22 protein-coding genes are annotated in these 20899 nt (G+C 69.4%); 12 read left to right on the top strand and 10 right to left on the bottom strand.

What is annotated here, in order from left to right; translation table 11 throughout:
• Positions 1-6: 6 nt before the first annotated feature.
• Complete coding sequence (pcaF, locus tag ACN5KJ_RS14140) at positions 7-1191, bottom strand: 3-oxoadipyl-CoA thiolase (protein ID WP_418594700.1); 1185 nt, start codon at positions 1189-1191, stop codon at positions 7-9.
• Positions 1184-1627, bottom strand: a complete 444-nt coding sequence (gene paaI / locus ACN5KJ_RS14135) for a hydroxyphenylacetyl-CoA thioesterase PaaI (protein WP_418594699.1) — start codon at positions 1625-1627, stop codon at positions 1184-1186. The genes pcaF and paaI overlap by 8 nt, the downstream gene beginning before the upstream one ends.
• Positions 1628-1740: 113 nt before the next feature.
• Between paaI and ACN5KJ_RS14130 the strand changes: the two genes are divergently transcribed.
• Together ACN5KJ_RS14130 and ACN5KJ_RS14125 are read left to right on the top strand one after the other, a co-directional pair.
• A complete protein-coding gene (locus ACN5KJ_RS14130) occupies positions 1741-2517 on the top strand; it encodes a PaaX family transcriptional regulator C-terminal domain-containing protein (RefSeq protein ID WP_418594698.1) in 777 nt (258 codons plus the stop codon).
• A gap of 39 nt (positions 2518-2556) precedes the next feature.
• Positions 2557-2901, top strand: a complete 345-nt coding sequence (locus ACN5KJ_RS14125; RefSeq protein WP_347166042.1) for a DUF2794 domain-containing protein — start codon at positions 2557-2559, stop codon at positions 2899-2901.
• 126 nt (positions 2902-3027) lie between these two features.
• On the opposite strand, the gene speB is transcribed toward ACN5KJ_RS14125, so the two are convergent.
• The 4 genes from speB to ACN5KJ_RS14105 form a co-directional block, all read right to left on the bottom strand.
• A complete protein-coding gene (gene speB, locus ACN5KJ_RS14120; protein WP_418594697.1) occupies positions 3028-3984 on the bottom strand; it encodes an agmatinase in 957 nt (318 codons plus the stop codon).
• Between the two features lie 335 nt (positions 3985-4319).
• On the bottom strand, positions 4320-5180 hold the full coding sequence (locus tag ACN5KJ_RS14115; RefSeq protein ID WP_418594696.1) for an NlpC/P60 family protein: 861 nt from the start codon (positions 5178-5180) through the stop codon (positions 4320-4322).
• Positions 5177-6556 (bottom strand): leucyl aminopeptidase family protein, encoded by a 1380-nt coding sequence (locus tag ACN5KJ_RS14110; protein WP_418594695.1) that lies wholly within the window; start codon positions 6554-6556, stop codon positions 5177-5179. The genes ACN5KJ_RS14115 and ACN5KJ_RS14110 overlap by 4 nt, the downstream gene beginning before the upstream one ends.
• Before the next feature lie 57 nt (positions 6557-6613).
• Complete coding sequence (locus ACN5KJ_RS14105) at positions 6614-6952, bottom strand: hypothetical protein (protein WP_418594694.1); 339 nt, start codon at positions 6950-6952, stop codon at positions 6614-6616.
• A gap of 186 nt (positions 6953-7138) precedes the next feature.
• On the opposite strand from ACN5KJ_RS14105, the gene ACN5KJ_RS14100 reads away from it, so the two are divergent.
• Positions 7139-7780: a carbonic anhydrase gene (locus tag ACN5KJ_RS14100; protein WP_347166046.1), complete on the top strand. Its 642-nt coding sequence runs from the start codon at positions 7139-7141 to the stop codon at positions 7778-7780.
• A 75-nt stretch (positions 7781-7855) separates the two neighbouring features.
• Here ACN5KJ_RS14100 and ACN5KJ_RS14095 read toward each other — a convergent pair whose 3' ends face one another.
• A complete protein-coding gene (locus ACN5KJ_RS14095) occupies positions 7856-8197 on the bottom strand; it encodes a hypothetical protein (RefSeq protein WP_347166047.1) in 342 nt (113 codons plus the stop codon).
• Positions 8198-8818: 621 nt separating this feature from the next.
• Positions 8819-9841, bottom strand: a complete 1023-nt coding sequence (locus tag ACN5KJ_RS14090) for an aspartate-semialdehyde dehydrogenase (protein WP_347166048.1) — start codon at positions 9839-9841, stop codon at positions 8819-8821.
• A 377-nt stretch (positions 9842-10218) separates the two neighbouring features.
• On the opposite strand from ACN5KJ_RS14090, the gene ACN5KJ_RS14085 reads away from it, so the two are divergent.
• A complete protein-coding gene (locus ACN5KJ_RS14085) occupies positions 10219-12114 on the top strand; it encodes a polysaccharide biosynthesis protein (protein WP_418594693.1) in 1896 nt (631 codons plus the stop codon).
• Positions 12115-12287: 173 nt separating this feature from the next.
• On the opposite strand, the gene ACN5KJ_RS14080 is transcribed toward ACN5KJ_RS14085, so the two are convergent.
• Positions 12288-13130: a TIGR00730 family Rossman fold protein gene (locus tag ACN5KJ_RS14080; RefSeq protein ID WP_418594692.1), complete on the bottom strand. Its 843-nt coding sequence runs from the start codon at positions 13128-13130 to the stop codon at positions 12288-12290.
• 71 nt (positions 13131-13201) lie between these two features.
• Here ACN5KJ_RS14080 and ACN5KJ_RS14075 point away from each other — a divergent pair, with 71 nt between their 5' ends.
• From ACN5KJ_RS14075 to ACN5KJ_RS14055, 5 genes are all read left to right on the top strand, one after another.
• Positions 13202-14119: a threonine/serine dehydratase gene (locus tag ACN5KJ_RS14075; protein ID WP_418594691.1), complete on the top strand. Its 918-nt coding sequence runs from the start codon at positions 13202-13204 to the stop codon at positions 14117-14119.
• A 277-nt stretch (positions 14120-14396) separates the two neighbouring features.
• A complete protein-coding gene (gene dapD, locus ACN5KJ_RS14070) occupies positions 14397-15224 on the top strand; it encodes a 2,3,4,5-tetrahydropyridine-2,6-dicarboxylate N-succinyltransferase (RefSeq protein WP_418594690.1) in 828 nt (275 codons plus the stop codon).
• A gap of 246 nt (positions 15225-15470) precedes the next feature.
• Positions 15471-15713, top strand: a complete 243-nt coding sequence (locus ACN5KJ_RS14065; RefSeq protein WP_347166053.1) for a GlsB/YeaQ/YmgE family stress response membrane protein — start codon at positions 15471-15473, stop codon at positions 15711-15713.
• Between the two features lie 33 nt (positions 15714-15746).
• On the top strand, positions 15747-16784 hold the full coding sequence (locus ACN5KJ_RS14060) for a sodium:calcium antiporter (RefSeq protein ID WP_418594689.1): 1038 nt from the start codon (positions 15747-15749) through the stop codon (positions 16782-16784).
• Positions 16785-17056: 272 nt separating this feature from the next.
• Positions 17057-17380: a hypothetical protein gene (locus tag ACN5KJ_RS14055; protein ID WP_206566416.1), complete on the top strand. Its 324-nt coding sequence runs from the start codon at positions 17057-17059 to the stop codon at positions 17378-17380.
• A 40-nt stretch (positions 17381-17420) separates the two neighbouring features.
• Here the strand turns inward: ACN5KJ_RS14055 and ACN5KJ_RS14050 are convergent, their stop codons facing one another.
• A complete protein-coding gene (locus tag ACN5KJ_RS14050) occupies positions 17421-18494 on the bottom strand; it encodes a Hint domain-containing protein (protein ID WP_418594688.1) in 1074 nt (357 codons plus the stop codon).
• Between the two features lie 235 nt (positions 18495-18729).
• On the opposite strand from ACN5KJ_RS14050, the gene dapE reads away from it, so the two are divergent.
• From dapE to ACN5KJ_RS14035, 3 genes are read left to right on the top strand one after another with little or no spacing between them, the layout of a single operon-like run.
• Positions 18730-19869: a succinyl-diaminopimelate desuccinylase gene (gene dapE, locus ACN5KJ_RS14045; protein WP_418594687.1), complete on the top strand. Its 1140-nt coding sequence runs from the start codon at positions 18730-18732 to the stop codon at positions 19867-19869.
• Positions 19866-20297: a GNAT family N-acetyltransferase gene (locus tag ACN5KJ_RS14040; protein ID WP_418594686.1), complete on the top strand. Its 432-nt coding sequence runs from the start codon at positions 19866-19868 to the stop codon at positions 20295-20297. Before dapE ends, ACN5KJ_RS14040 begins: the two co-directional genes overlap by 4 nt.
• The gene (locus ACN5KJ_RS14035; protein WP_418594685.1) at positions 20282-20866 is read left to right on the top strand and encodes a TIGR04282 family arsenosugar biosynthesis glycosyltransferase; all 585 of its coding nucleotides are present in this window, start codon (positions 20282-20284) and stop codon (positions 20864-20866) included. Before ACN5KJ_RS14040 ends, ACN5KJ_RS14035 begins: the two co-directional genes overlap by 16 nt.
• Positions 20867-20899: the final 33 nt, after the last annotated feature.

The raw sequence follows: 20899 nt of genomic DNA, 5'->3' as shown, positions 1-20899 counted from the left end.
ACGCGCTCAGAGGCGTTCCATGACCAGCGCGATCCCCTGCCCCACGCCGATACACATGGTGCAAAGCGCGTAACGCCCGCCCCCGGCCAGCGAATGCGCCGCCGTCAGGGCGAGGCGGGCGCCGGACATGCCCAGCGGGTGACCCAGAGCGATGGCGCCGCCATTGGGGTTCACGTGACCCGCATCGTCCGGCAGGCCGAGGTGGCGCGTCACGGCAAGGGCCTGCGCGGCGAAGGCCTCGTTCAGCTCGATCACGTCCATCTCGGCGATGCCCAGCCCAAGACGGGCCAGCAGCTTGTCCGTCGCGGGCGCGGGACCGAAGCCCATGATGCGCGGCGCCACCCCCGCCGTCGCGGCCCCGATCAGCCGCGCCATGGGGGTCAGCCCGTGCTTTTCCGCGGCTTGCGGAGAGGCGACGATCAGCGCGCAGGCCCCGTCGTTGACCCCCGAGGCATTGCCCGCCGTCACGCTGCCGCCCTCGCGGAAGGGTGTCGACAGGCTGGCGAGCCTGTCGAGGGTCGTGGCGCGCGGGTGTTCGTCGGTGTCGACCACCCGCGCATCCCCCCTGCGCTGCGGGATCGTGACCGGGGTGATTTCCCGCGCCATACGCCCCGAGGCGATGGCGGCGGCGGCGCGTTCCTGCGAGCGCAGCGCAAAGGCATCCTGATCGGCGCGGGAAATGCCGAAGTCGGCGGCGAGGTTCTCGGCGGTCTCGGGCATCGAATCGACGCCGAACTGCGCCTTCATCTGCCGGTTGACGAAGCGCCAGCCGATGGTGGTGTCGAAGACCTCGTTGGCGCGGGTGAAGGCCTGCGTCGCCTTGGGCATGACGAAGGGCGCGCGCGACATGGATTCGACGCCGCCCGCCACGATCACCTCGGCCTCGCCGCATTTCACCTGCCGCATGGCCATGGCCAGCGCGTCGAGGCCGGAGCCGCAAAGCCGGTTCACCGTGACGCCCGGCACCTCTTCGCCCAGCCCGGCCAGCAGCGCCGACATGCGGGCGACGTTGCGGTTGTCCTCGCCCGCCTGGTTGGCGCAGCCCATGATGACCTCGTCGACCTTCAGGCCTGCGGGAACCACGGCGCGCATCACGCCCGCCAGCAGGTCATCGGGGCGGACGCCGGAAAGCGCGCCGCCGTAGCGCCCGATGGGGGTGCGGGTGCCCGCACAAAGCCATGCCTCACGCATCGCCGGTCTCCTCTTCGTCGAAATGCCGGCCAGTCACCTGCCGCGAGAGGCCCCGCATCAGGGCCACGGTGCGCCCGTCCTCGCCGGTCACGCGCACGTCGTAGATGCCCGAACGCCCCTGCCGCGCCTGCTCTTCGCAGGTGGCGGTCAGGCGCTCGCCGTCCCGGCCCGGGGACAGGAAGGTGATCTGGTTCTCCTGCGCCACCGTCAGGGCGTTGTAGCTGTTGCAGGCAAAGGCGAAGGCGCTGTCGGCGAGGGTGAAGATGAAGCCGCCGTGACAGATGCCATGCCCGTTCAGGTGGTGGGGCCGGACCGTCATCGTCAGCGTGGCGCGACCGGGCGCGATGGCCTCGATCACCATGCCCATGCCCTGGCTTGCGGCGTCCTGCGCCCACATCGCCCGGGCCGAGCGGCTTGCGCGCTCTTCCGGTGTCATGCCCTATCCTCCCTGCCCGTGACGATGCCTAAAACCGACCGGTCGGTCAAGGAATAACAGAGGGCAGGCTTGCGCCGCAGCGGAAAGCGCGTCTAATCAGGGGTATGGACCGCTTGTCGCCCCTGATCGAAAGCCTGAACGCGGATGGTCGCCCGCGGGTCTGGTCCATCGTGATCACGATTTTCGGGGACTGCGTGCAGCATCGCGGCGGGCATGTGGCAACGCAGCGGCTGAGCCGCCTGCTGGGGCGCATCGGCATCGAGACCGGCGCCCTGCGGACCGCGCTCTCGCGGCTGTCCTCGGACGGCTGGGTGCAGAGCACGCGCAGCGGGCGCACCAGCAGCTACAGCCTGACCCCGCGCGGGCTGGAAGACTTCGGCCCCGCCACCGCGCGAATCTATGCCGCGCCCGGGGGCCGGGCCAGGGAATGGGTCTTCGACACCCGCGAGCCGCCGCGCGGGCTGCGCCTGGCCGGCGGATGGCTGCGGCCGGGGCCGGTGGCCAACACTGCGCAGGGGTTTCGGCTGACCGGCCGGCTGGCGCCCGAAAGCGCGCGCGAGATCTGGCAGGCACTGGAGCCGGGGCACCGCGCGGCGCTGGAACGCCTGGGCAAGGACCTGACGGCGCTGCAGGGGTTTGCAGGCCCTCCGCTGGACTGCGCGGCGGCCCGTGTCCTGCTGATCCACCGGTGGCGGCGGCTGATCCTGCTCTGGCCCGAGGTGCCGCCCGGCGTGCTGCCCGAGGATATCCCGGCGGGCGATCTGCACAGCGCCGTCGCCGCTGCCTATGCCCGCCTGACCCCCGATGCCGAGGCCTGGCTGGACAGCGGCGACGCCGATATGCCCGCCCTGCCCGCCCCGGCCCCCGGGTCTCGCACCCGGTTCGCCTGACCCCTTGATTTGCCTCTGAAAGAGCGCAACTCTGGTGGCATGAACAGCCTGACGCCCTTCCCCGGTCGCGGCGCGCCCCCAGACGAGGTGGTCGCCTTTCAGCGCAACGAGCTCAACGTGATCCTGTCGCTGTACGGGCGCATGGTGGCCGCCGGAGAGTGGCGCGACTACGGCATCTCCTCGCTGCGCGAGGTTGCGGTCTTCTCGGTCTTCCGGCGGACCGCCGAGACGCCGCTTTACCGGATCGAGAAACGGCCCAAGCTGCGCGGGCGGCAGGGGCAATATGCGGTTTTCGGCATGGACGGGCAGGCGCTGAAGCGCGGGTCCGACCTGCGCACGGTCCTGCGGGTGCTGGAGCGCAAGCTGATCCGCGCGGTGGAGTAGACGGAAACTTTCAAAGTTTCCGGATCGGAATTTTTGGAAAATTCCGGGCGCGGGCCGCGGGCGGGCGCCTTTGCGTCTTTGGTCCCGGGGCTGGCCCGCCGGGCAGGCGGTGCGCGGGAGAGGCGCTTATTGCGCCAGCATCGCGCAGAGCAGTTCGAACATCACCGACACGCCGAGGAAGGCAGTGCCGCCGCTGGCGTCGAAGGGCGGCGAGACCTCGACCAGGTCCGCGCCGACGATATCCAGCCCCGCCAGTTCGCGGCAGACCTGCAGCGCCTGAAAGCTGTTCGGTCCGCCGACCTCGGGTGTGCCGGTGCCGGGCGCGAAGGCCGGGTCGACGAAGTCGATGTCGTAGCTGACATAGCAGGGCCGGGTGCCCACGACCTCTCGGGCCTCCTGCATGACCTCGGGGATGCCGCGCTGGAAAAGCTCTTCGATGGTCACGATCCGGATGCCGTTGGCCCTGGCGAAGTCGCGGTCCTCGGTGTCGTACATGGTGCCGCGGATGCCGATCTGGATCACCCGCTTCGGATCCAGAAGGCGTTCCTCGACCGCACGGCGGAAGGGGGTGCCATGGGTGTAGAGCGTGCCGCCGAAGTAGGATTTGAAGAGGTCCGTATGGCTGTCGAAGTGGATCATGCCAAGCGGGCCCGGTTTGGCCAGCGCGCGCAGGACCGGGAGCGAGGTCAGGTGGTCGCCACCCGCCGTCAGCGGACGGATACCCTTGGCCACCAGCCCGTCGTAGAAGGCGGTGATGCGGGTCATCGTGTCGGCGATATCCGCCGGGTTCGGGCCGACATCGCCGAGGTCGGCACAATGCGCCGCCTCGAAGGGGCGCATTCCGGTGGTCGCGTGCTGGGCGCGGATCATGGTCGAGGCATCGCGCAGCTGCCGCGGCCCATGGCGCGGACCGGGGCGGTTCGTCGTCCCGCTGTCCCAGGGCACGCCGACGAGGCCGATCTCGACCTCCGCGAAGCGCGGGTGATCCGGCGTGACCTGCGGCAGGCGCATAAAGGTCGGCACCCCGGCGAAGCGCGGCAGGTCGAAGCCCGAAACCGGGTGGAAGAAGGGATCGGAGGGCATGGCGGCTCCTTGCTGGCTCTGGGCGGAGCGTGGCAGGTCGCGGGCGGCGGCTCAAGGGCGCGGTTGAAGCTCGACGTCCGGGTCGTCGCGCGGCGGGCGGCGTCGGAGGGGGCTCTGCCCCCGCCCCTGCGGGGCGCCCCCGCGGTATTTGCGGGACCAGAGAAGCGGGGGGAGGATGGAGAGACAGGCGCGGCCTGGCCGGGGCGATGGACCGGAGGCGGCCTGCGGCCCGTGCCACGCAGACGGCGTGACGGGCGGTCGGCCCGCCTGCGGAGGGCTGCGGTCTCTGCGGGGGGCAGGCAGGCATCTGTGGCAGGTGACCTAGCCCTTGCCGCTCAGGTCAGGCGGGCGTGGCGGGTGACGGGGCCGTCGCCCTGTTCGGCGATGCGCCGGAGGGCTTCCGCGATTGGCTCGGAGGCCACGGCCATGTGGAAGGCATTGGCGTGCAGGAGGGTGTCGCGGTCCGCGACCCAGGCGACATGGCCTTTCCAGAACATCAGGTCACCGCGTTGCGGCGGCGTGCCGGGAGGCAGGGTGTCGCCCAGCCCCTTCTCCTGCAGGTCGCTGTCGCCGGGGCACGGGATGCCGCAGGCCAGGAGCGCGGCCTGAACCAGCCCCGAGCAGTCGATGCCGAAGGCCGAGTTGCCGCCCCAGAGGTAGGGTGTGTGGATCAGGCGTTCCGCGACCCGGACCGGCTCCGTCTCGGGGCTGTCCAGCGGCGCCAGATGGCCGGAGGGCACGAAGAGATCTTGCGGAGCCGCGCCGCGCGACCACGCGATCCGGGACCAGCCCTCCGCCGTCTCCAGAACCGGCAGCCGCATGCCGAGCGACAGCGGCGTGACGCTGCCGAATGCCTTGAGACCGGGCGTCGACTTGCCGTAGCTGCGGGCGACCTTGACGCGGTGCGTGGGTGCCTCGGGCGGCGCACCGGTCAGGTCGGCGGCGGCGATCCAGCCGCAGTAGCCGTCCTTCTCGGCGTAGCCGAAGACCATCTGGTCGCGTGCCTCCAGCGTCAGAAAGGTCTCGCCCCTCAGAAGCTGGCGCTCGCGCGGGCCATCGGGCGCGGCGCGCAGGTCGGAGAGGGGTGCCACCACGCGATGCGCTTCCGGCTCTGCGAAGCGCTCCGCCGCGACGGTGCCTTTCAGGTGCAGCGCCGCGACGCGCCCGTTGAACGGCGTCAGGCGGCGGTCCGTCACAGGCCCAGCACCTCTGGCAGCGCCGCGAGGATGGCGCGCGGGCCCTGCATCAGGCCGCCCTTGGCGCGGCCCGGGGCCGCCGTGGGTTGCCAGGAATAGATGTCGAAATGGGCGTAGCGCGCCGCCTGCCCGGTGAAGCGCCGCAGGAAGAGCGCGGCGGTGATCGAGCCGCCGAAGCCGCCAGAGGGCGCGTTGTCGAGGTCCGCGATGCCGGGTTCGATCATCGCCTCGTAGGGTTCGTGGAAGGGCATGCGCCAGACCGGGTCCGCCTGCGGCCCCGAGGCGGCAGTCAGCGCGGCGTTGAAGTCTTCGGCGTCGGTGTAGAAGGGCGCGAGGTCCGGGCCGACGGCGACACGCGCCGCGCCGGTCAGCGTGGCCATCGAGATCATCAGCTCGGGCGCCTCTTCGTCGCCCAGGGCCAGCGCATCGGCCAGCACCAGCCGCCCCTCGGCATCGGTGTTGTTGATTTCCACCGTCAGCCCCTTGCGCGAGGTCAGGATGTCGCCGGGGCGGAAGCTGTTGCCCGCGACGCTGTTTTCCACCGCCGGGATCAGCAGGCGCAGGCGCACCTTCAGCCCCAGCGCCATGATCGCCCGGGCGAGACCGATGGTATTGGCGGCGCCGCCCATGTCCTTCTTCATCAGCCCCATGGACGACCCCGGCTTCAGGTTCAGCCCGCCGGTGTCGAAGCACACGCCCTTGCCGACCAGCGTCAGGCGCGGGCCTTCGTCGCCCCAGCGCAGGTCGATCAGGCGCGGCGCCTGCGCAGCGGCGCGGCCCACCGCGTGGATCATCGGGAAACCGCTTTCCAACGCCGCGCCCGTGGTCACCTCGATGGCGGCGTCGAACTCGGACGCGAGGGCGCGCACCGCCTGTTCCAGCGCTTCGGGGCCCATGTCAGCGGCGGGGGTGTTGACCAGATCGCGGGTCAGGCATTCGCTGGCCGCCAGCACTTCGAGCCGGGCGGCATCCACGCCCTCGGGGGCGACGAGCTGCTGTTCCTGCGGCGCATTCGCGCGGTAGCGGTCGAAGCGGTAGGACGAGAGCAGCCAGCCCAGCGCCTCTGTCGGCGCGGCAGCGTCAGGCAGGCCCGCAAGCCGGTAGGACCCCGGCGCCAGAGACGGAATGGCCCCGGCCAGAGCGAAGCGCAGCCGCGCGCGGGCCGAGGCGGTGCCGTAGCCCGCAACCGCGCCCGCGGGCCTGCCACCCGCGCCCGGCAGCATCAGCGCCTGCCCCAGGGCGCCCTTGAAGCCGCTTGCCTCGACCCAGGCGCGGGTCTGCGCCTCCTGCCCGTCGAGCCAGCCGGACAGGGCGTCGGCCTCGATCACATGCAGGGTCAGGGTTGCGGCATCGGGTTCGGCGAAACGGGGGGGCATGGCGGCTCCTGTCTGGTTGGCGCGCAGCCTATCCCCGCCGCCGACAGCCGCAAGGGGTCACAGAGAAAAGGCGCTGATGTCCCAGAGTTCGGTCAATGAGCGTTCGCCGGTGCGGGCCAGCCGCGCCAGGGTCGCCGCCTCTGCCACGCGGTCTCCGTATTCGATGCAGGCCATGACGTCATGCGCGACCCGGCTGAGCGTGGACAGGCCGATCTGGTCGGCGATGGCGGCCAGCGCCTTCAGGCCCTTGTGCATATCCCTGCGCGGGCCGGCGTCGGCCTGCTGTTCAATGATGCAGAGCCGCAGGGCCAGTTCCTCCATCGCGCGGCAGACCACGTCCTCGGCGGCATTCGGGCCAAGATCGCAGCACAGCGTTTCGATCTGCGCAGTATTCATGGCCGGTCTTTCGACCGGCGCGATGAAGGTTACCTCTGTCACAACGCACCCCATTCATGGCCCCCACGGCAGGCGCACCTTGCAGGGGCGGCCTTGTCAAAAGGTTAGCCGCCAAGATGGTTTTCGCTCGAATTTCCCGCGAATCCTGCGTAATTCAAGGCGAACATGACATGACTGGAGCAAGCCATGGAGTTCGTCCGCCCCCTGCCCACCTTCCTCGTCCAGCGTTTTCAGGGCTGGAAAGCAACGGCCTACGCCGAGAACAGCGCCTGGTATCGGCGCCTCGCGACCGAAGGGCAGCGGCCCCGCGCCATGATCATCGCCTGTTGCGATTCGCGGGTTCACGTCACGTCGATCTTCGGCGCCGATCAGGGCGAATTCTTCATCCACCGCAATATCGCGAACCTCGTGCCGCCCTATGAGCCCGACGGCAACCAGCACGGCACCTCAGCGGCGGTGGAATACGCGGTCACCGCGCTGAAGGTCGCGCATATCGTGGTGGTCGGCCATTCGCGCTGCGGCGGTGTGCAGGGCTGTCTGGACATGTGCGAAGGCCGCGCCCCCGAGCTGGAGGACCAGACCTCTTTCGTCGGGCGCTGGATGGATATCCTGCGGCCCGGCTACGAGGCGATCAAGGACGCCGAGAACAAGCCCGAAGCCTTCGAGAAGGAAGCCATCCGCACCTCGCTACGCAACCTGATGACCTTCCCCTTCGTCGAAAAGGCCGTGGCCGCGCGGCAGCTGTCGCTGCACGGTGTCTGGAACGAGATCGCCGAGGGCGGGCTGGAACATCTGGACCCCGCCACCGACGAATTCGCCGCGATCTGACGGGATTGGCCTTCGCGCCCCGGGCCGACGGCGCGGGGCGCGGGTCGGCGCGGGCACTTCTGTCGCGCGCCCGGGTCAGGCCTGCCAGAGCCTGCCCGAGTGTCCGTCGCGATGCGCACGCACGCAGGGCCGCCCAATGCGCCCTGCAATCCGCGCCATGGGCACACCGATGTCGCTGCCGGTGCACAGCGCCTCACCGAGATCGTTCAGGATCACCAGATGGCCCTCGCGGAAGCACAGGTCATAGCCCTTTTCGCCAAGCGCCTCGGCAAGGCTTGCCCAATCGGGCGCGGTTTCGAGGATGGGGGCAAGGAAAAGCCGCAACAGCGCGTTGGTTTCACAATCCAGCGGGGCCGGTAGGCCACCCAAAGACTGAAGGACGGTCCGGTCGAGCCTGAATTCGGTCTGATGGCGCATGATAGGCTCCTTGCCTGCTTTCCTGCTGCCCCTGAATCGAGGGTCGCAACAGATTGCGGCAAAAATTGGACAGGCCATGGCCCGGACGGCGACAGTCGCCCCGCATTTTCACGATTGTGGCAAGGATGCCTTAACCATCCGCGCGAAGGTCGGAGCACCTGAGCGAAACGCTGTCCACGTCATCTGGCGCCGGGTCGCATCGACCGCCGCCATGCCGGGCAAAGCGGCAAGGCCGTTTCTGGCTGTTGGACTTGGTTCCGGGGGCCGATCCGCACAACACGTCAGTGCGGTTCGGGCAAGGGCTGCGCGCGGTTCGACCGCGCCGGGCGCAGGCGCCCGGAGCCGCGGCATGCCGGATTGTGTGAGAGAGTAGGAGAGAGATCCGGCACGCCGTGGCGCTGCGTCATCGCGACCGGGGCGCTGCAAACCGCGCTCTGGCCTGACACGATTCCTAGCAGGGCTTGCGGGCAATTGCGACAAGTTTCGGGCATAGTTGGGGCACCCCAAGGCACAGGGCGCCCTATCCGAAAGAGGTATCCGCCCACCGCCTCCCGGCCCCGAAACGCAAACCGGCCGGTTCGGGGATCCGAACCGGCCGGTCGCAACAGGCTGGAAGAGCCGTCAGCCCTTTTTCAGGCAGCGCTGGCCCAGAACCTCGGCGATCTGCACCGCGTTCAGCGCGGCGCCCTTGCGCAGGTTGTCCGACACGCACCAGAGGTTCAGGCCGTTGTCGATCGTCGCGTCCTGCCGGATCCGGCTGATGAAGGTCGCGAAATCGCCCACGCATTCCTTGGGCGTGACGTAGCCGCCGTCCTCGCGCTTGTCGATCACCATGAGGCCCGGCGCCTCGCGCAGGATGTCGCGCGCCTCGTCCTCGTCGAGGAACTCCTCGAACTCGATGTTGATCGCCTCGGAGTGGCCAACGAAGACCGGCACGCGCACGCAGGTCGCGGTCAGCTTGATCGAAGGGTCGATGATCTTCTTCGTCTCCGCGACCATCTTCCACTCTTCCTTGGTCGAGCCGTCCTCCATGAAGACGTCGATGTGCGGGATCACGTTGAAGGCGATGTCCTTCGGGTAGACCTTGCGCTGGTAGTCGTCGGTCGGGTTGTAATGCGCCTTGGTCTGGTCCCAGAGCTCGTCGATGGCTTCTTTGCCCGAGCCCGAGACCGACTGGTAGGTCGACACCACGACGCGCTTGATCTTGGCGCGGTCATGCAGCGGCTTCAGCGCCACCACCATCTGCGCGGTCGAGCAGTTGGGGTTCGCGATGATGTTCTTCTTGGTGTAGCCGTCGACGGCCTCGGCGTTCACTTCCGGCACCACCAGCGGCACGTCCGGGTCGTAGCGGTAGAGCGACGAGTTGTCGATCACCACGCAGCCGGCCTTTGCCGCCTTGGGCGCGAATTCCTTCGTCGGACCGGAGCCCACGGCAAAGAGCGCGATATCCCAGCCGGTGAAGTCGAAAGTGGCAAGGTCCTGGGTCTTCAGAGTCTTGTCGCCAAAGCTGACCTCTGTCCCCAGCGACCGGCGGGATGCCAGCACGGCGATCTCGTCGACGGGAAACCCCCGCTCGGCAAGGATGTTCAGCATTTCGCGGCCCACGTTGCCCGTGGCGCCCGCAACGACAATACGGTAGCCCATACGGCCCTCCTATCGGTTTCGGTGCCCGCGGACAGGGGTCCGCGCGGCTGGCGCGGTGCATACCGCAGCCACGGTACGGGTGAAAGGGCGATTCGCTGCCCGTTGCGTGCAGGAAATTGGCCTGCGCGGGAAACTCTGGCCTCTCCTGAGGCAAATTCCGAGTCCACCGGCGGCTTTTGCGCCGATTCTCGCAAGCGCAGAAATTCCAGACTTGCCGGATTTGTGTACGATACACTAGAAGTCGAAGGAGTTTGGCAGTTTTTTGGCGCCAACAAACCTGCAGCGGACGGTCAAGATCCGCAAAGCCGGTCGCGGCACGCATCCGGGTCCAAGAACGAATACAGATCTGGTGGAACGGGCAGAGGGACTCAATACGGATGCTTTATAACGTCGTGATTGGTATGAGCCGGGCTCAGAAACAAGCGGTTTTCGTGCTTGTCGACGCGATCGTTATCCCCCTGTGCCTGTTCGCCGCGCTTGTCCTTGCGGCCGATGCCACCGCCAATCTCGAAACGCTTCGGGCCGTGCTTCCGCTTGCCGCGATCCTGAGCATTGCCGGGACCGTCTTCGGGTGGCGGATCGGCCTGACCCGCTGCCGGCTGAACGACTACGAGCTGCGCGGCGTGATCCGCACGGCGACCTATGCCGCCACGCTCGGCCTGCTGGGCGCCTCCATCGATCAGCTTACGCTGGGGCTGTTGCCTGCCAGTGTCTTCGTGATCTTCTCGCTTCTGCTGCTGGTTGTCTCGGCCAGCTGGCGGGTGCTTCTGCGTCAGGCAACCGTACAGATCTACCGCAGCCGGCGGGACGTGTCGCGTGTCCTGATCTACGGCGCCGGCCAGACCGGCCAGCAGCTTGTCGCGGCGCTGCGCACCGACGACGCCGTGCAGCCCGTCGCCTTCATCGACGACAACCCGACCCTGCAAAGCCTGATGATCGCCAACCTGCGGGTCTATTCGCCCTCGGCCATCAAGTCCCTGGTCGACAAGAAGGACATCGACCGCGTGGTGCTCGCGATGCCCTCGCTCAGCGCCCCCAAGATCGCCCGCATCGCCCACCGCCTGCGCCACATCGGCTGCGAGGTCCACGCCGTGCCCTCCTTCGCGGCGCTGGTGGGCGAAGCCGAACTGCGTCAGAAGGTGACCCCGGTCTCGCTGCACGATCTTCTGGGCCGCAACCGGCTGGAAAAGGAATTGCCCGGTGTCAGCCACGCCTATACCGGCCGCCGCATCCTGGTGACCGGCGCGGGCGGGTCGATCGGGTCGGAACTCTGCCGCCAGCTGCTGGACTGCAAACCCGACTGCCTCGTGCTGGTCGATCACTCGGAACATGCGCTCTACAGCATCGACAAGGAACTGCGCGAGCTGGGCGACGGGCTGACCGTGGTGCCGGTTCTGGGCTCGGTCCTCGACGAGCCGCTGATGTGCGAGACCATGGCCCGGCACCGGGTCGAGGTGGTCCTGCACGCCGCCGCCTACAAGCACCTGCCGATGGTCGAGCAAAGCCAGAACGTCATCAGCGGCCTGCGCAACAATGTCCTTGGCACGAAGGTCATGGCGGATGCCGCGCGCACCAGCGGCGTCGAGCGGTTCATCCTCGTCTCGACGGACAAGGCCGTGCGGCCGACAAACGTCATGGGCGCCTCGAAGCGGCTGGCCGAACTCAGCGTGCAGGATCTTGCCGCGCGCAGCCCCGGCACCCGCTTTTCCATGGTGCGCTTCGGCAACGTTCTGGGCTCTTCCGGCTCTGTCATCCCGCTGTTCCAGGAGCAGATCCTGAACGGCGGCCCGGTCACGCTGACCGATCCGAACGTGACGCGCTATTTCATGACCATTTCCGAAGCCGCCCGGCTGGTGCTGCTGGCCGGATCCTTCGCGCGCGGCGGCGATGTCTTCGTGCTGGACATGGGCGACCCGGTGCCGATCAAGAAACTGGCGCGCCAGATGATCGAGGGCGCGGGCTACGAGGTCCGCGACCGCGACAACCCCGAGGGCGACATCGAAATCCGCATCACCGGCCTGCGCCCGGGTGAGAAACTGCACGAGGAACTGCTGATCTCGGCGGATATGCTGACGACGCCGCACCCCAAGATCCTGCGCGCGCAGGAAAGCTTCCTGTCCGAATTCGAGGTCGCCACGGCCCTGAAGGACCTGCGGCAGGCCATCGATGCGCGCGACGAGGCCGCCGCGCGTTCTGTCATCGCCCGCTGGGTGGAACCGGCGGCGTCGGTTGCCCCTGTCGAGGCGAAGAAGGTCGCCGAAGAGGCCCTCTAGACCCGACGCGGCCTTCGGACAGGCCGCGTCCCCACCGAAAGCGCCATCGGCAAAGCAAGGCCGAAGACGCAGGCGGAGCGCGGCCGCAGGGCGGCGCGGCACAAGGAAGGGCTGCCCCCCGCGCTCAGGCCCTCCCTCTTCAGGCCCCCTGCATTGCCCCCCCGAAGACGGAGTTACCGGTCCGGGATATCGCCGCGACGCGGCTGCGGCTCCCATGCCTCGATGATCTCCAGCGCCTCTTCGGCGGTCTCGACAAGCTGGAACAGGCCAAGGTCCTGCTGGGAAATCGTTCCGGCCTCGGCCAGCGCCTGCCAGTTGACGATGCTTTCCCAGAAGTCCCGGCCAAAGAGCAGGAAGGGCACCGGGCGCATGCGGCCGGTCTGGATCAGGGTCAGGGCCTCGAACAGCTCGTCCAGCGTGCCGAAGCCGCCCGGAAAGACGCAGACGGCGCGGGCGCGCATCAGGAAATGCATCTTGCGAATGGCAAAGTAATGGAAGTTGAAGGCGAGATGCGGCGTCACGTAGGGGTTCGGCGCCTGCTCGTGCGGCAGCACGATGTTCAGCCCGATGGAGACGCCGCCCTCGTCCGCGGCGCCGCGGTTGCCCGCCTCCATCACGCCGGGGCCGCCGCCGGTGACGATCACCCAGTCGCGGTTCTCCGCCGCGATGGACTTGCGCGTGATCAGCCGGGCAAAGCTGCGGGCCTCGTCGTAGAAGCGCGTCAGCTCTGCCAGCGTCTCGGTGCGCGCGGTGTCCTTCTTCGCCGGTTCCGGGATGCGCGCGCCGCCGAACAGAACCACCGTGCCCTCGATGCCGTGTTCGTCCATCAGCATCTCGTACTTCAGCAGCTCCAGCTGCAGGCGCACGGGCCGCAACTCGTCCCGACAAAGGAAATCCTCGTCCGCAAAGGCGAGGCGATAGCTGGGAGAGCGTGACTGCGGCGTGTCCGGGATATGCTTTGCCGTTGCGCGGTCGAGATGCGCGTCGCGCAGCGGATTGCGGCGGTCTTCGGTCATGCGGGCGCTCCTTGTTGGCCTTGGTCCACAGGTATAGCGTGGCGCTTCGGATGACCAGAAGGAGAGCAGGCATGGACTGGCAGAGCGCGATCGAGGCGGCAGCGGGGCGCATTTCGGGGCATGTCGTGCGCACCCCGGTGATGGAGAGCGCGGCGCTGTGGGAACGCCCGGTGGCGCTGAAGCTGGAGCAGATGCAGCACACCGGCAGCTTCAAGGCGCGCGGGGCCTTCAACACCCTGCTGGCGGCGGAGGTGCCCGAGGGCGGGGTCGTCGCGGCCTCGGGCGGCAATCACGGCGCGGCGGTGGCCTTTGCGGCGGCACGGCTGGGCATCCCGGCGCAGATCTTCGTGCCCGAGATCGCCGGTCCCTCGAAGATCGCCCTGATCAAGCGCACCGGCGCCGGGCTGACGGTGGTGCCGGGAGAATACGCCGACGCGATGGCCATGGCGCAACGCTGGGAAACAGAGCGCGGCGCCATGCAGGTCCATGCCTACGACGCGCCGGGAACGGTGGCCGGACAGGGCACCTGCCTGCGCGAATGGGAGGAGCAGGGGCTGGAGGCCGACACGGTGCTGATCGCCGTCGGCGGCGGCGGGCTGATCGGCGGGTCGCTGGCGTGGAACGACGGGCGGCGCAAGATCGTCGCGGTCGAGCCGATCGGCTGCAACACGCTGGCCTCGGCGCTGAAGAACGGCGGGCCGGTGGACATCGGCGTCTCGGGCGTGGCGGCCAATGCGCTGGGGGCGCGGCGGATCGGGTCGATCTGCCACGACCTGGTGCGCCGGGACGGCACGCCGGTGCTGGAGGTGCCCGACGGCGCCATCCTTGCGGCGCAGACGGCGCTTTGGCAGGCGCACCGCATCCTGGTCGAACCGGCCGGCGCCTGCGCCCTGGCCGCGCTGCGCTGGGGCATCTACCAGCCCGAGCCGGACGAGCGTGTGGCGGTTCTGGTCTGCGGCGGCAACGTCGCGCCCGACCCGCTGGCCTAGCGGCGACCGGTGGGGGCGGTTGCCTCCGGCGGAGGTATTGGGACCAAGAAGAAACCCTGGGCGCGCGCGTGTCGGGGAGGATGGCGCCTGCGGCGACGCGGGATGCCTCCGGCGGGGATACTTCCGGACAGAAGAAGGGGCGGGCGGGCGTGGTCTTTCGGCTCTGTGGCATCCCTGCCGGAGGCTGCGGGGCCACGTTGGCGGGGCGCGCGGCATTGCCGGTATCGCCCGCGCCCGCTATAGGGCGTTGAAACCTGATCCGGACCGGGAGGGACAGATGTCCAACGCTCAGCTTGAAACCGCCATCGAAGCCGCCTGGGAGGCGCGCGACACCATCACCCCCGCCACCACGGGCGAGGCGCGCGACGCCATCGAAGAGACGCTGAACGCGCTGGACAGCGGCAAGCTGCGCGTGGCCGAAAAGCAGGCAAGCGGCGACTGGCACGTCAACCAGTGGGCCAAGAAGGCGGTGCTTCTGGGCTTCCGGATCAAGGACATGGAAGAGCAGTCCGGCGGGCCGCAGGGCTCTGGCTGGTGGGACAAGGTCGACAGCAAGTTCAAGGGCTGGGGCGCGGAGGACTGGAAGACCGCCGGCTTCCGCGCGGTGCCGAACTGCGTCGTGCGGCGCTCGGCCTATATCGCGCCGGGTGCGGTGCTGATGCCCTCTTTCGTGAACCTCGGCGCCTATGTCGGCGAGGGCACCATGGTCGACACCTGGGCCACGGTCGGATCCTGCGCGCAGATCGGCAAGGGCGTGCACCTCTCCGGCGGCGTCGGCATCGGCGGCGTGCTGGAGCCGATGCAGGCCGGTCCGACGATCATCGAGGACAACTGCTTCATCGGCGCGCGGTCCGAGGTGGTCGAGGGCTGCATCGTGCGCGAGGGCTCTGTGCTGGGCATGGGCGTCTACATCGGCAAGTCCACCAAGATCGTCGACCGCGAGACCGGCGAGGTCACCTATGGCGAGGTGCCGCCCTATTCGGTGGTCGTCTCCGGTTCCATGCCGACGAAGAACAACCTGAACCTCTACTGCGCGGTGATCGTCAAGCGCGTGGACGAGAAGACGCGCTCGAAGACCGGCATCAACGAGCTGCTGCGCGACTGATCGGCAATCCGCAGGGGCGGGGTGGGGGCTGTCCCCCGGCCCGGTCCTGTGCGCCGCCCCCCCCCTGCGCGCGCAGGCCCGCGAGGGTCTTGGGGGCGGCCTTTCCGGCCCCATCTTCGGCGCCCGCCCGCAGGCCGTCGGGACCGGGACAGCCCTGCCGGGGCCCCTCCCCCAAACCTTTCGGGAACCAGACCCCCGCTTCCGCGTTGCAGCTGTGATAGCGCAACACCTTCAGGGGGATATTTCATGGGTCTCGGATTTATCGGATCGATCATTGTCGGCGGGCTGGCGGGCTGGATCGCCAGCATGATCATGAAGGCCGACACCGGCCTGTTTCTCAACATCCTGCTCGGGATCATCGGCGCGGTTGTGCTGAACCTCATCCTGTCGCTGATCGGCATCTACGCCGCCGACGCATGGATCCCGCAGCTGATCGTCGGCATCATCGGGGCCAGCCTGCTGATCTGGGGCTACCGCAAGATCGGCTGACCGGTTGAGCCACGCATCCGAAGGGTCCGCGGCATGATCGCGGACCTGACGACCCCCGCCCTTTTCATCCTCTTCATCGCCACCGCCGCCATCGTCGTCGCGGCCTCGATCCGGGCCACCGGCCTTGCGGACGTCATTGCCGACCGCACCCGCATGGGAGAGGCCATGGCGGGCGGGATCGTGCTGGGCGCCGCCACCTCTTTGTCCGGCATTGTCGTCTCGGTGACCGCCGCCTCTCAGGGCGATGCGAGTTTCGCCGTCTCGAATGCCGTCGGCGGCATCGCGGCGCAGACCCTGTTCCTTGCGCTGGCCGACCTGTTCTATCGCGGGCCGAACCTCGAGCATGCGGCGGCGGAGCCCGCGAACCTGTTCCAGACGGTGCTGCTGATCGGCTTTCTCAGCCTGCCAGTGGCCGCCATGGCCGGGCCGGATGTCTCGGCCTGGGGGGTGCACCCGGTGTCGGTGGTGCTGGCCGTGGCCTATGTCGGCGGCGTGCGGCTGACGGCCTGGATGCGGGACCAGCCGATGTGGCGCCCGGTCAGGACCTCGGACACCCGAGCCGACGAACCCGAGGACGAGGACGAGGCCGGCAGGCCCTGGCACCGGCAGGCCGCCGCATTCGCCGGGCTGGTCGCGATCATGGGAACGGCGGGCTGGGTGATCAGCCAGATCGGCACCACCGTGATTGGCCGGTTCGGGTTGTCCTCCAGCATGGTCGGCGCCCTGGGAACGGCGGTGGTGACCTCGCTGCCGGAACTGGTGACGACGCTGACCGCGGTCCGGCGGGGCGCGCTGCAACTGGCGGTTGGCGGGATCATCGGCGGCAACACCTTCGACACGCTTTTCCTGGTGTTCTCGGACGTGGCTTACCGCGACGGGTCGATCTATCACGCCGCCGGAAGGGAAGACCTGTTCTGGCTTGCCACCGGGCTGGTGATGACGGTGATCCTGCTGGCCGGGCTGATCCTGCGCCAGCGCGAGGGGCCGGCGCGGATCGGCGTGGAATCGGTGTTGATGATGGTGGTCTACGCCATCGCCGTGACGGTGGAGATCACCTTTCGCGGGGCGTGATGGCCTGGTGGGGGCGCCGGAGCCGCGCCAACCGCCGACAGGACCGGGCACTGCCGGAGGCGCCTGTCCTTGTCCCCCGCACCGCGCGCGGCGTCCTGCCACCGGGCGCCAAGGCTGTCTTGGATGGCGCGCCTCCGGGACGCCCCCCACCCTGCGCCTTGGCAACAAACCGGGACACCGGGGGCATGACGCCCCTGCCCCGGCGACCTCGCGGCAAGCCGGATGCCGCTGTCGCGCTTGACAAGCGGGGCCGCGCGGCGCACTCCCGCGGCATGACAAAGGAAAAGCGCATCCAGCAGGTCTTTACCCTGCTAGTCGAGGTCGGTCGCAAGGCCGGGGACGGTCTGCCGGACAAGGCGACCGGCGCGGCGCTGATGTGCTACGCCTCGGGCGTGGACGAGGCCGAGGCCGTGCGCGAGACCGTCGCGATCCTGAAACAGGCGGATATGGCGCCGCTGGACGTGACCGGCTACGGCACGCCCGAGGAACGCGAGGCCGCCGGGCAGGAGATCGAGGACGACGAGCGCGAACTGATGGCGCGCGCGCTGGCCGAGAACGCGGTGATCGTGGCGCAGGTCTCTCCGTTCTTCGACTGACGGGAAGGGCCACGCGCCCCGGGCATCCGTCAAAGGCCGGTCAGGCGGCGCGCGCCTCGGCAAGGGTGATCGCCTCGAAGGGCCGCAGGATCTTCAGCCCCGCGCGGGCATGTTCAGGGATCAGCCCCGGCGGCACATCCGCAAGAAGCGTCCTTTGCAGGAATTCCCGGCGGCGGCGCAGGCGCCCGACATAAAGCGTTTCCAGTTCCGCCTCGGCGGAGATCACCGGCTCGTGCCCCGGCAGCAGAAGCTGGTGGTAGCGGACGAGGTCATGACCTTCCTCGTAGACGGCGGCAAAGCCGTTCACCAGCGCCAGCGCCGGGATCAGCACCGCCTGCCGCCCGAAGATGTATTCGACCTCTGACCCGCCGATCACCATGCGCTGGTAGGGTGCGACCACCAGATCGCGCGTCAGGCCGAAATAGGGCGCCCGCAGCCGCACCGGCCGGAACGAGCCAAGCGCGGGCATCCGCCGGGTCACCCGCGCCAGAACCGGCACCACGCCTGCATTGCGGGTGGTCACCGTATCGCCCAGACGCAGGTCGCCGGCGCGGCGGTAGCCCTGCGGGGTCAGCACCGGCACCTGCGCCACGAGCCCCGGCATCGGGCCGACCGGCTCGACCGCCTCGGAAACGGCGTGGAAGATCACGTCCGGGTCCCGCGTCACCAGCTGCGGGCGGTGGCACAGGGTAAAGACATCCTCCATCAGGAAGGGCGGCGGCGGCGGCGTCTCGGTCGTGTCGACGGTGTCGGTGCCCGGCTGCTCGACCGTCAGCCAGCCGCGCCGCGCCTCGCTGTCCCATGAAAAGGTCACGCGCAGCAGGTCGACGCGGCTGTCGTTGCGGCGTTCGAGCACGGTGTGGAAGACCTCGCCACCCTGATCCAGCACGAGAATGATGCCGCCCCCCGGCATGGCCTGCACAGAGATGGTGCCGGGCCAGGGATGTTCGCGGCGGTAATAAAGCAGCGTCTGCGGGCGCTCCTCGGGCGGGACGCGGGTCTCGATCATGATCGAGCCGCGCGGCATCAGGACATGCCGCTCTGGCGCGGTGGCCGCGACGCGGCGGGGGCAGGTCCATGCGCGGCCCTGTCCGCAAAGCCCGATCCAGCTCATCGCGGTAGGATCCCGGCGCGGGGGGAATGCGGGGTCATGGCCTGTCGTCCTGCTCTGCGGGCCGGTCGGTGCCGGGCCTCGTCGTCTGTTTTGCCCAGCCTAGCACGCCCCGCCCCCGCCCCGCCATGGCGCGGCGCGCCCTGCCCTTCCGCCGCGCCCGCTGGTGCAGTTGCGCCACATTTGCCAAGACCGCGGGCAGCGGGTAGCCAAGGGGTGACCCGCCGAAGGAGCCCCCATGACCGATCCCGTCGCCCTGACCGCCCGCCTTGTGCGCTGCCCCTCTGTCACGCCCGAGGAAGGCGGCGCGCTGGTTGCCCTGCAAGAGCTGCTGGAGGGGGCGGGCTTTGCCTGCACGCGGGTCGACCGCAACGGCACGCCGAACCTCTTCGCGCGCTGGGGCCAGAAGGGCCATGTCCGGACCTTCGGCTTCAACGGGCATACCGACGTGGTGCCGATCGGCCGCCGCGAGGACTGGACGCAGGACCCCTTCGGCGCCGAGATCGTGGACGGCTTCCTCTATGGGCGCGGGTCGACGGACATGAAGTCCGGCGTGGCCGCCTTTGCCGCCGCCGCCGTGGATTTCGTGACGCAGACGCCGCCCGACGGCGCGGTGATCCTTGCCATCACCGGCGACGAAGAGGGCGATGCCACCGACGGCACCACCGCCCTGCTGGACTGGATGTCGCATGAGCAGGAGCGCATGGCCGTCTGCCTTGTCGGAGAGCCGACCAGCCCCGACCACATGGGCCAGATGATGAAGATCGGGCGGCGCGGGTCGATGTCGGCCTGGTTCGAGGTGGAAGGCGTGCAGGGCCATTCCGCCTATCCGCACCGCGCGGTGAACCCTCTGTCGGCCATGGCCCGGCTGATGGACCGGCTGGCCTCGCACAAGCTGGACGAGGGCACCGAGCATTTCGACCCCTCGACGCTGGCGGTGGTGACCATCGACACCGGCAACCCGGCGACCAACGTGATCCCCGGCAAGGTCACGAGCTGCGTCAACATCCGCTTCAACGACACGCATACCGGCGCCGCGCTGTCCGAGTGGCTGCGCACAGAGGCGGCGGCGGTGGATCAGGCCTTCGGCACGCGCACCGGCCTGCGGATCAGCATCTCGGGCGAAAGCTTTCTGACGCCCCCGGGGCCGCTGTCGGATCTGGTGGCCCGCGCCGTCGAGGCCGAGACCGGCGTCACGCCGGAGCTGTCCACCACGGGCGGCACCTCGGACGCGCGCTTCGTCAAGGATCACTGCCCGGTGGTGGAATTCGGCCTCGTGGGCAAGACCATGCACGCGGTGGACGAACGGGTCGAGGTCGCCCAGATCGGCCAGCTGAAGGCGATCTACAGCCGCATCCTGACCGAGTATTTCGCGTGACCGCGACGGTCCGGGCCACGGAGGACCTTGCGGCCTGCCACGCGCTGCGCCGGGCGGTCTTCATCGACGAACAGGGCATCCCCGAGGCCGAGGAATGGGACGACCTCGACGCCGCCGCCCTGCACCTGCTGGCTCTGGACGGTGGCACGCCGGTGGGCACCGCGCGGCTGCTGGTCGCGAAGGGCACGGGCCGGATCGGGCGCATCTGCGTCCTGCCCTCGCACCGGGGCACCGGGCTTGGCGCGGCGCTGGTGCGCGAGGGCATCGCGCGGCTGACTGCCGATCCCCGTGTCCGGGGCATTGCGCTCAGCGCCCAGGAATACGCCATCCCCTTCTACGAGCGGCTGGGCTTCGTGCCGCGCGGGGACAGCTACGACGACGCCGGCATCCCGCATCGCGACATGGTTCTGGAATGCGCGGCACCCTGATCGTCATGGTCAAGGAGCCGCGCCCCGGCCGGGTCAAGACCCGGCTGGCGCGGGATATCGGCTTGATCGCCGCCGCCTGGTGGTTCCGCCACCGGGTCCGGCGACTGTTGCGCGACATCCGCGACCCGCGCTGGCGCGTGGTGCTGGCGGTGGCCCCCGACCGCGCCGTCGCGACACGCGCCCTGCCCGCCCTGCCGCGCATCGCGCAGGGCACCGGCACGCTGGGGGACCGCATGGCGCGCGCCCTGCGCGCCGCCGGGCCCGGCCCGGTCTGCCTGATCGGCGCCGATATTCCCGACGTCAGCCGCGCCGCGCTCTGGCGGGCCTTCCGCGCCCTGGGCGACCACGATGTGGTCTTCGGCCCCGCGACGGATGGCGGCTACTGGCTGGTCGGGGTGCGGGGCGGCGCCCGCCTGCCCGCGACCCTCTTCGACAACGTGCGCTGGTCCACGCCACATGCGCTGGCCGACAGCATCGCCTCTGTCCCCGGCGCCCGCATCGCCCTTGTCGACGAACTGGCCGACGTGGACGAGGCTGCCGACCTTCCGGGCAACGCGTCCGGACCCTAGCCTTCCCCGGCGCGAGGCATCTTCGCATTGTCA

The sequence above is a fragment of the Ponticoccus sp. (in: a-proteobacteria) genome (assembly GCF_048381735.1).
The sequence above is the reverse complement of the archived record's forward strand: the minus strand, read 5'-3'. Positions and strand labels throughout refer to the sequence as shown.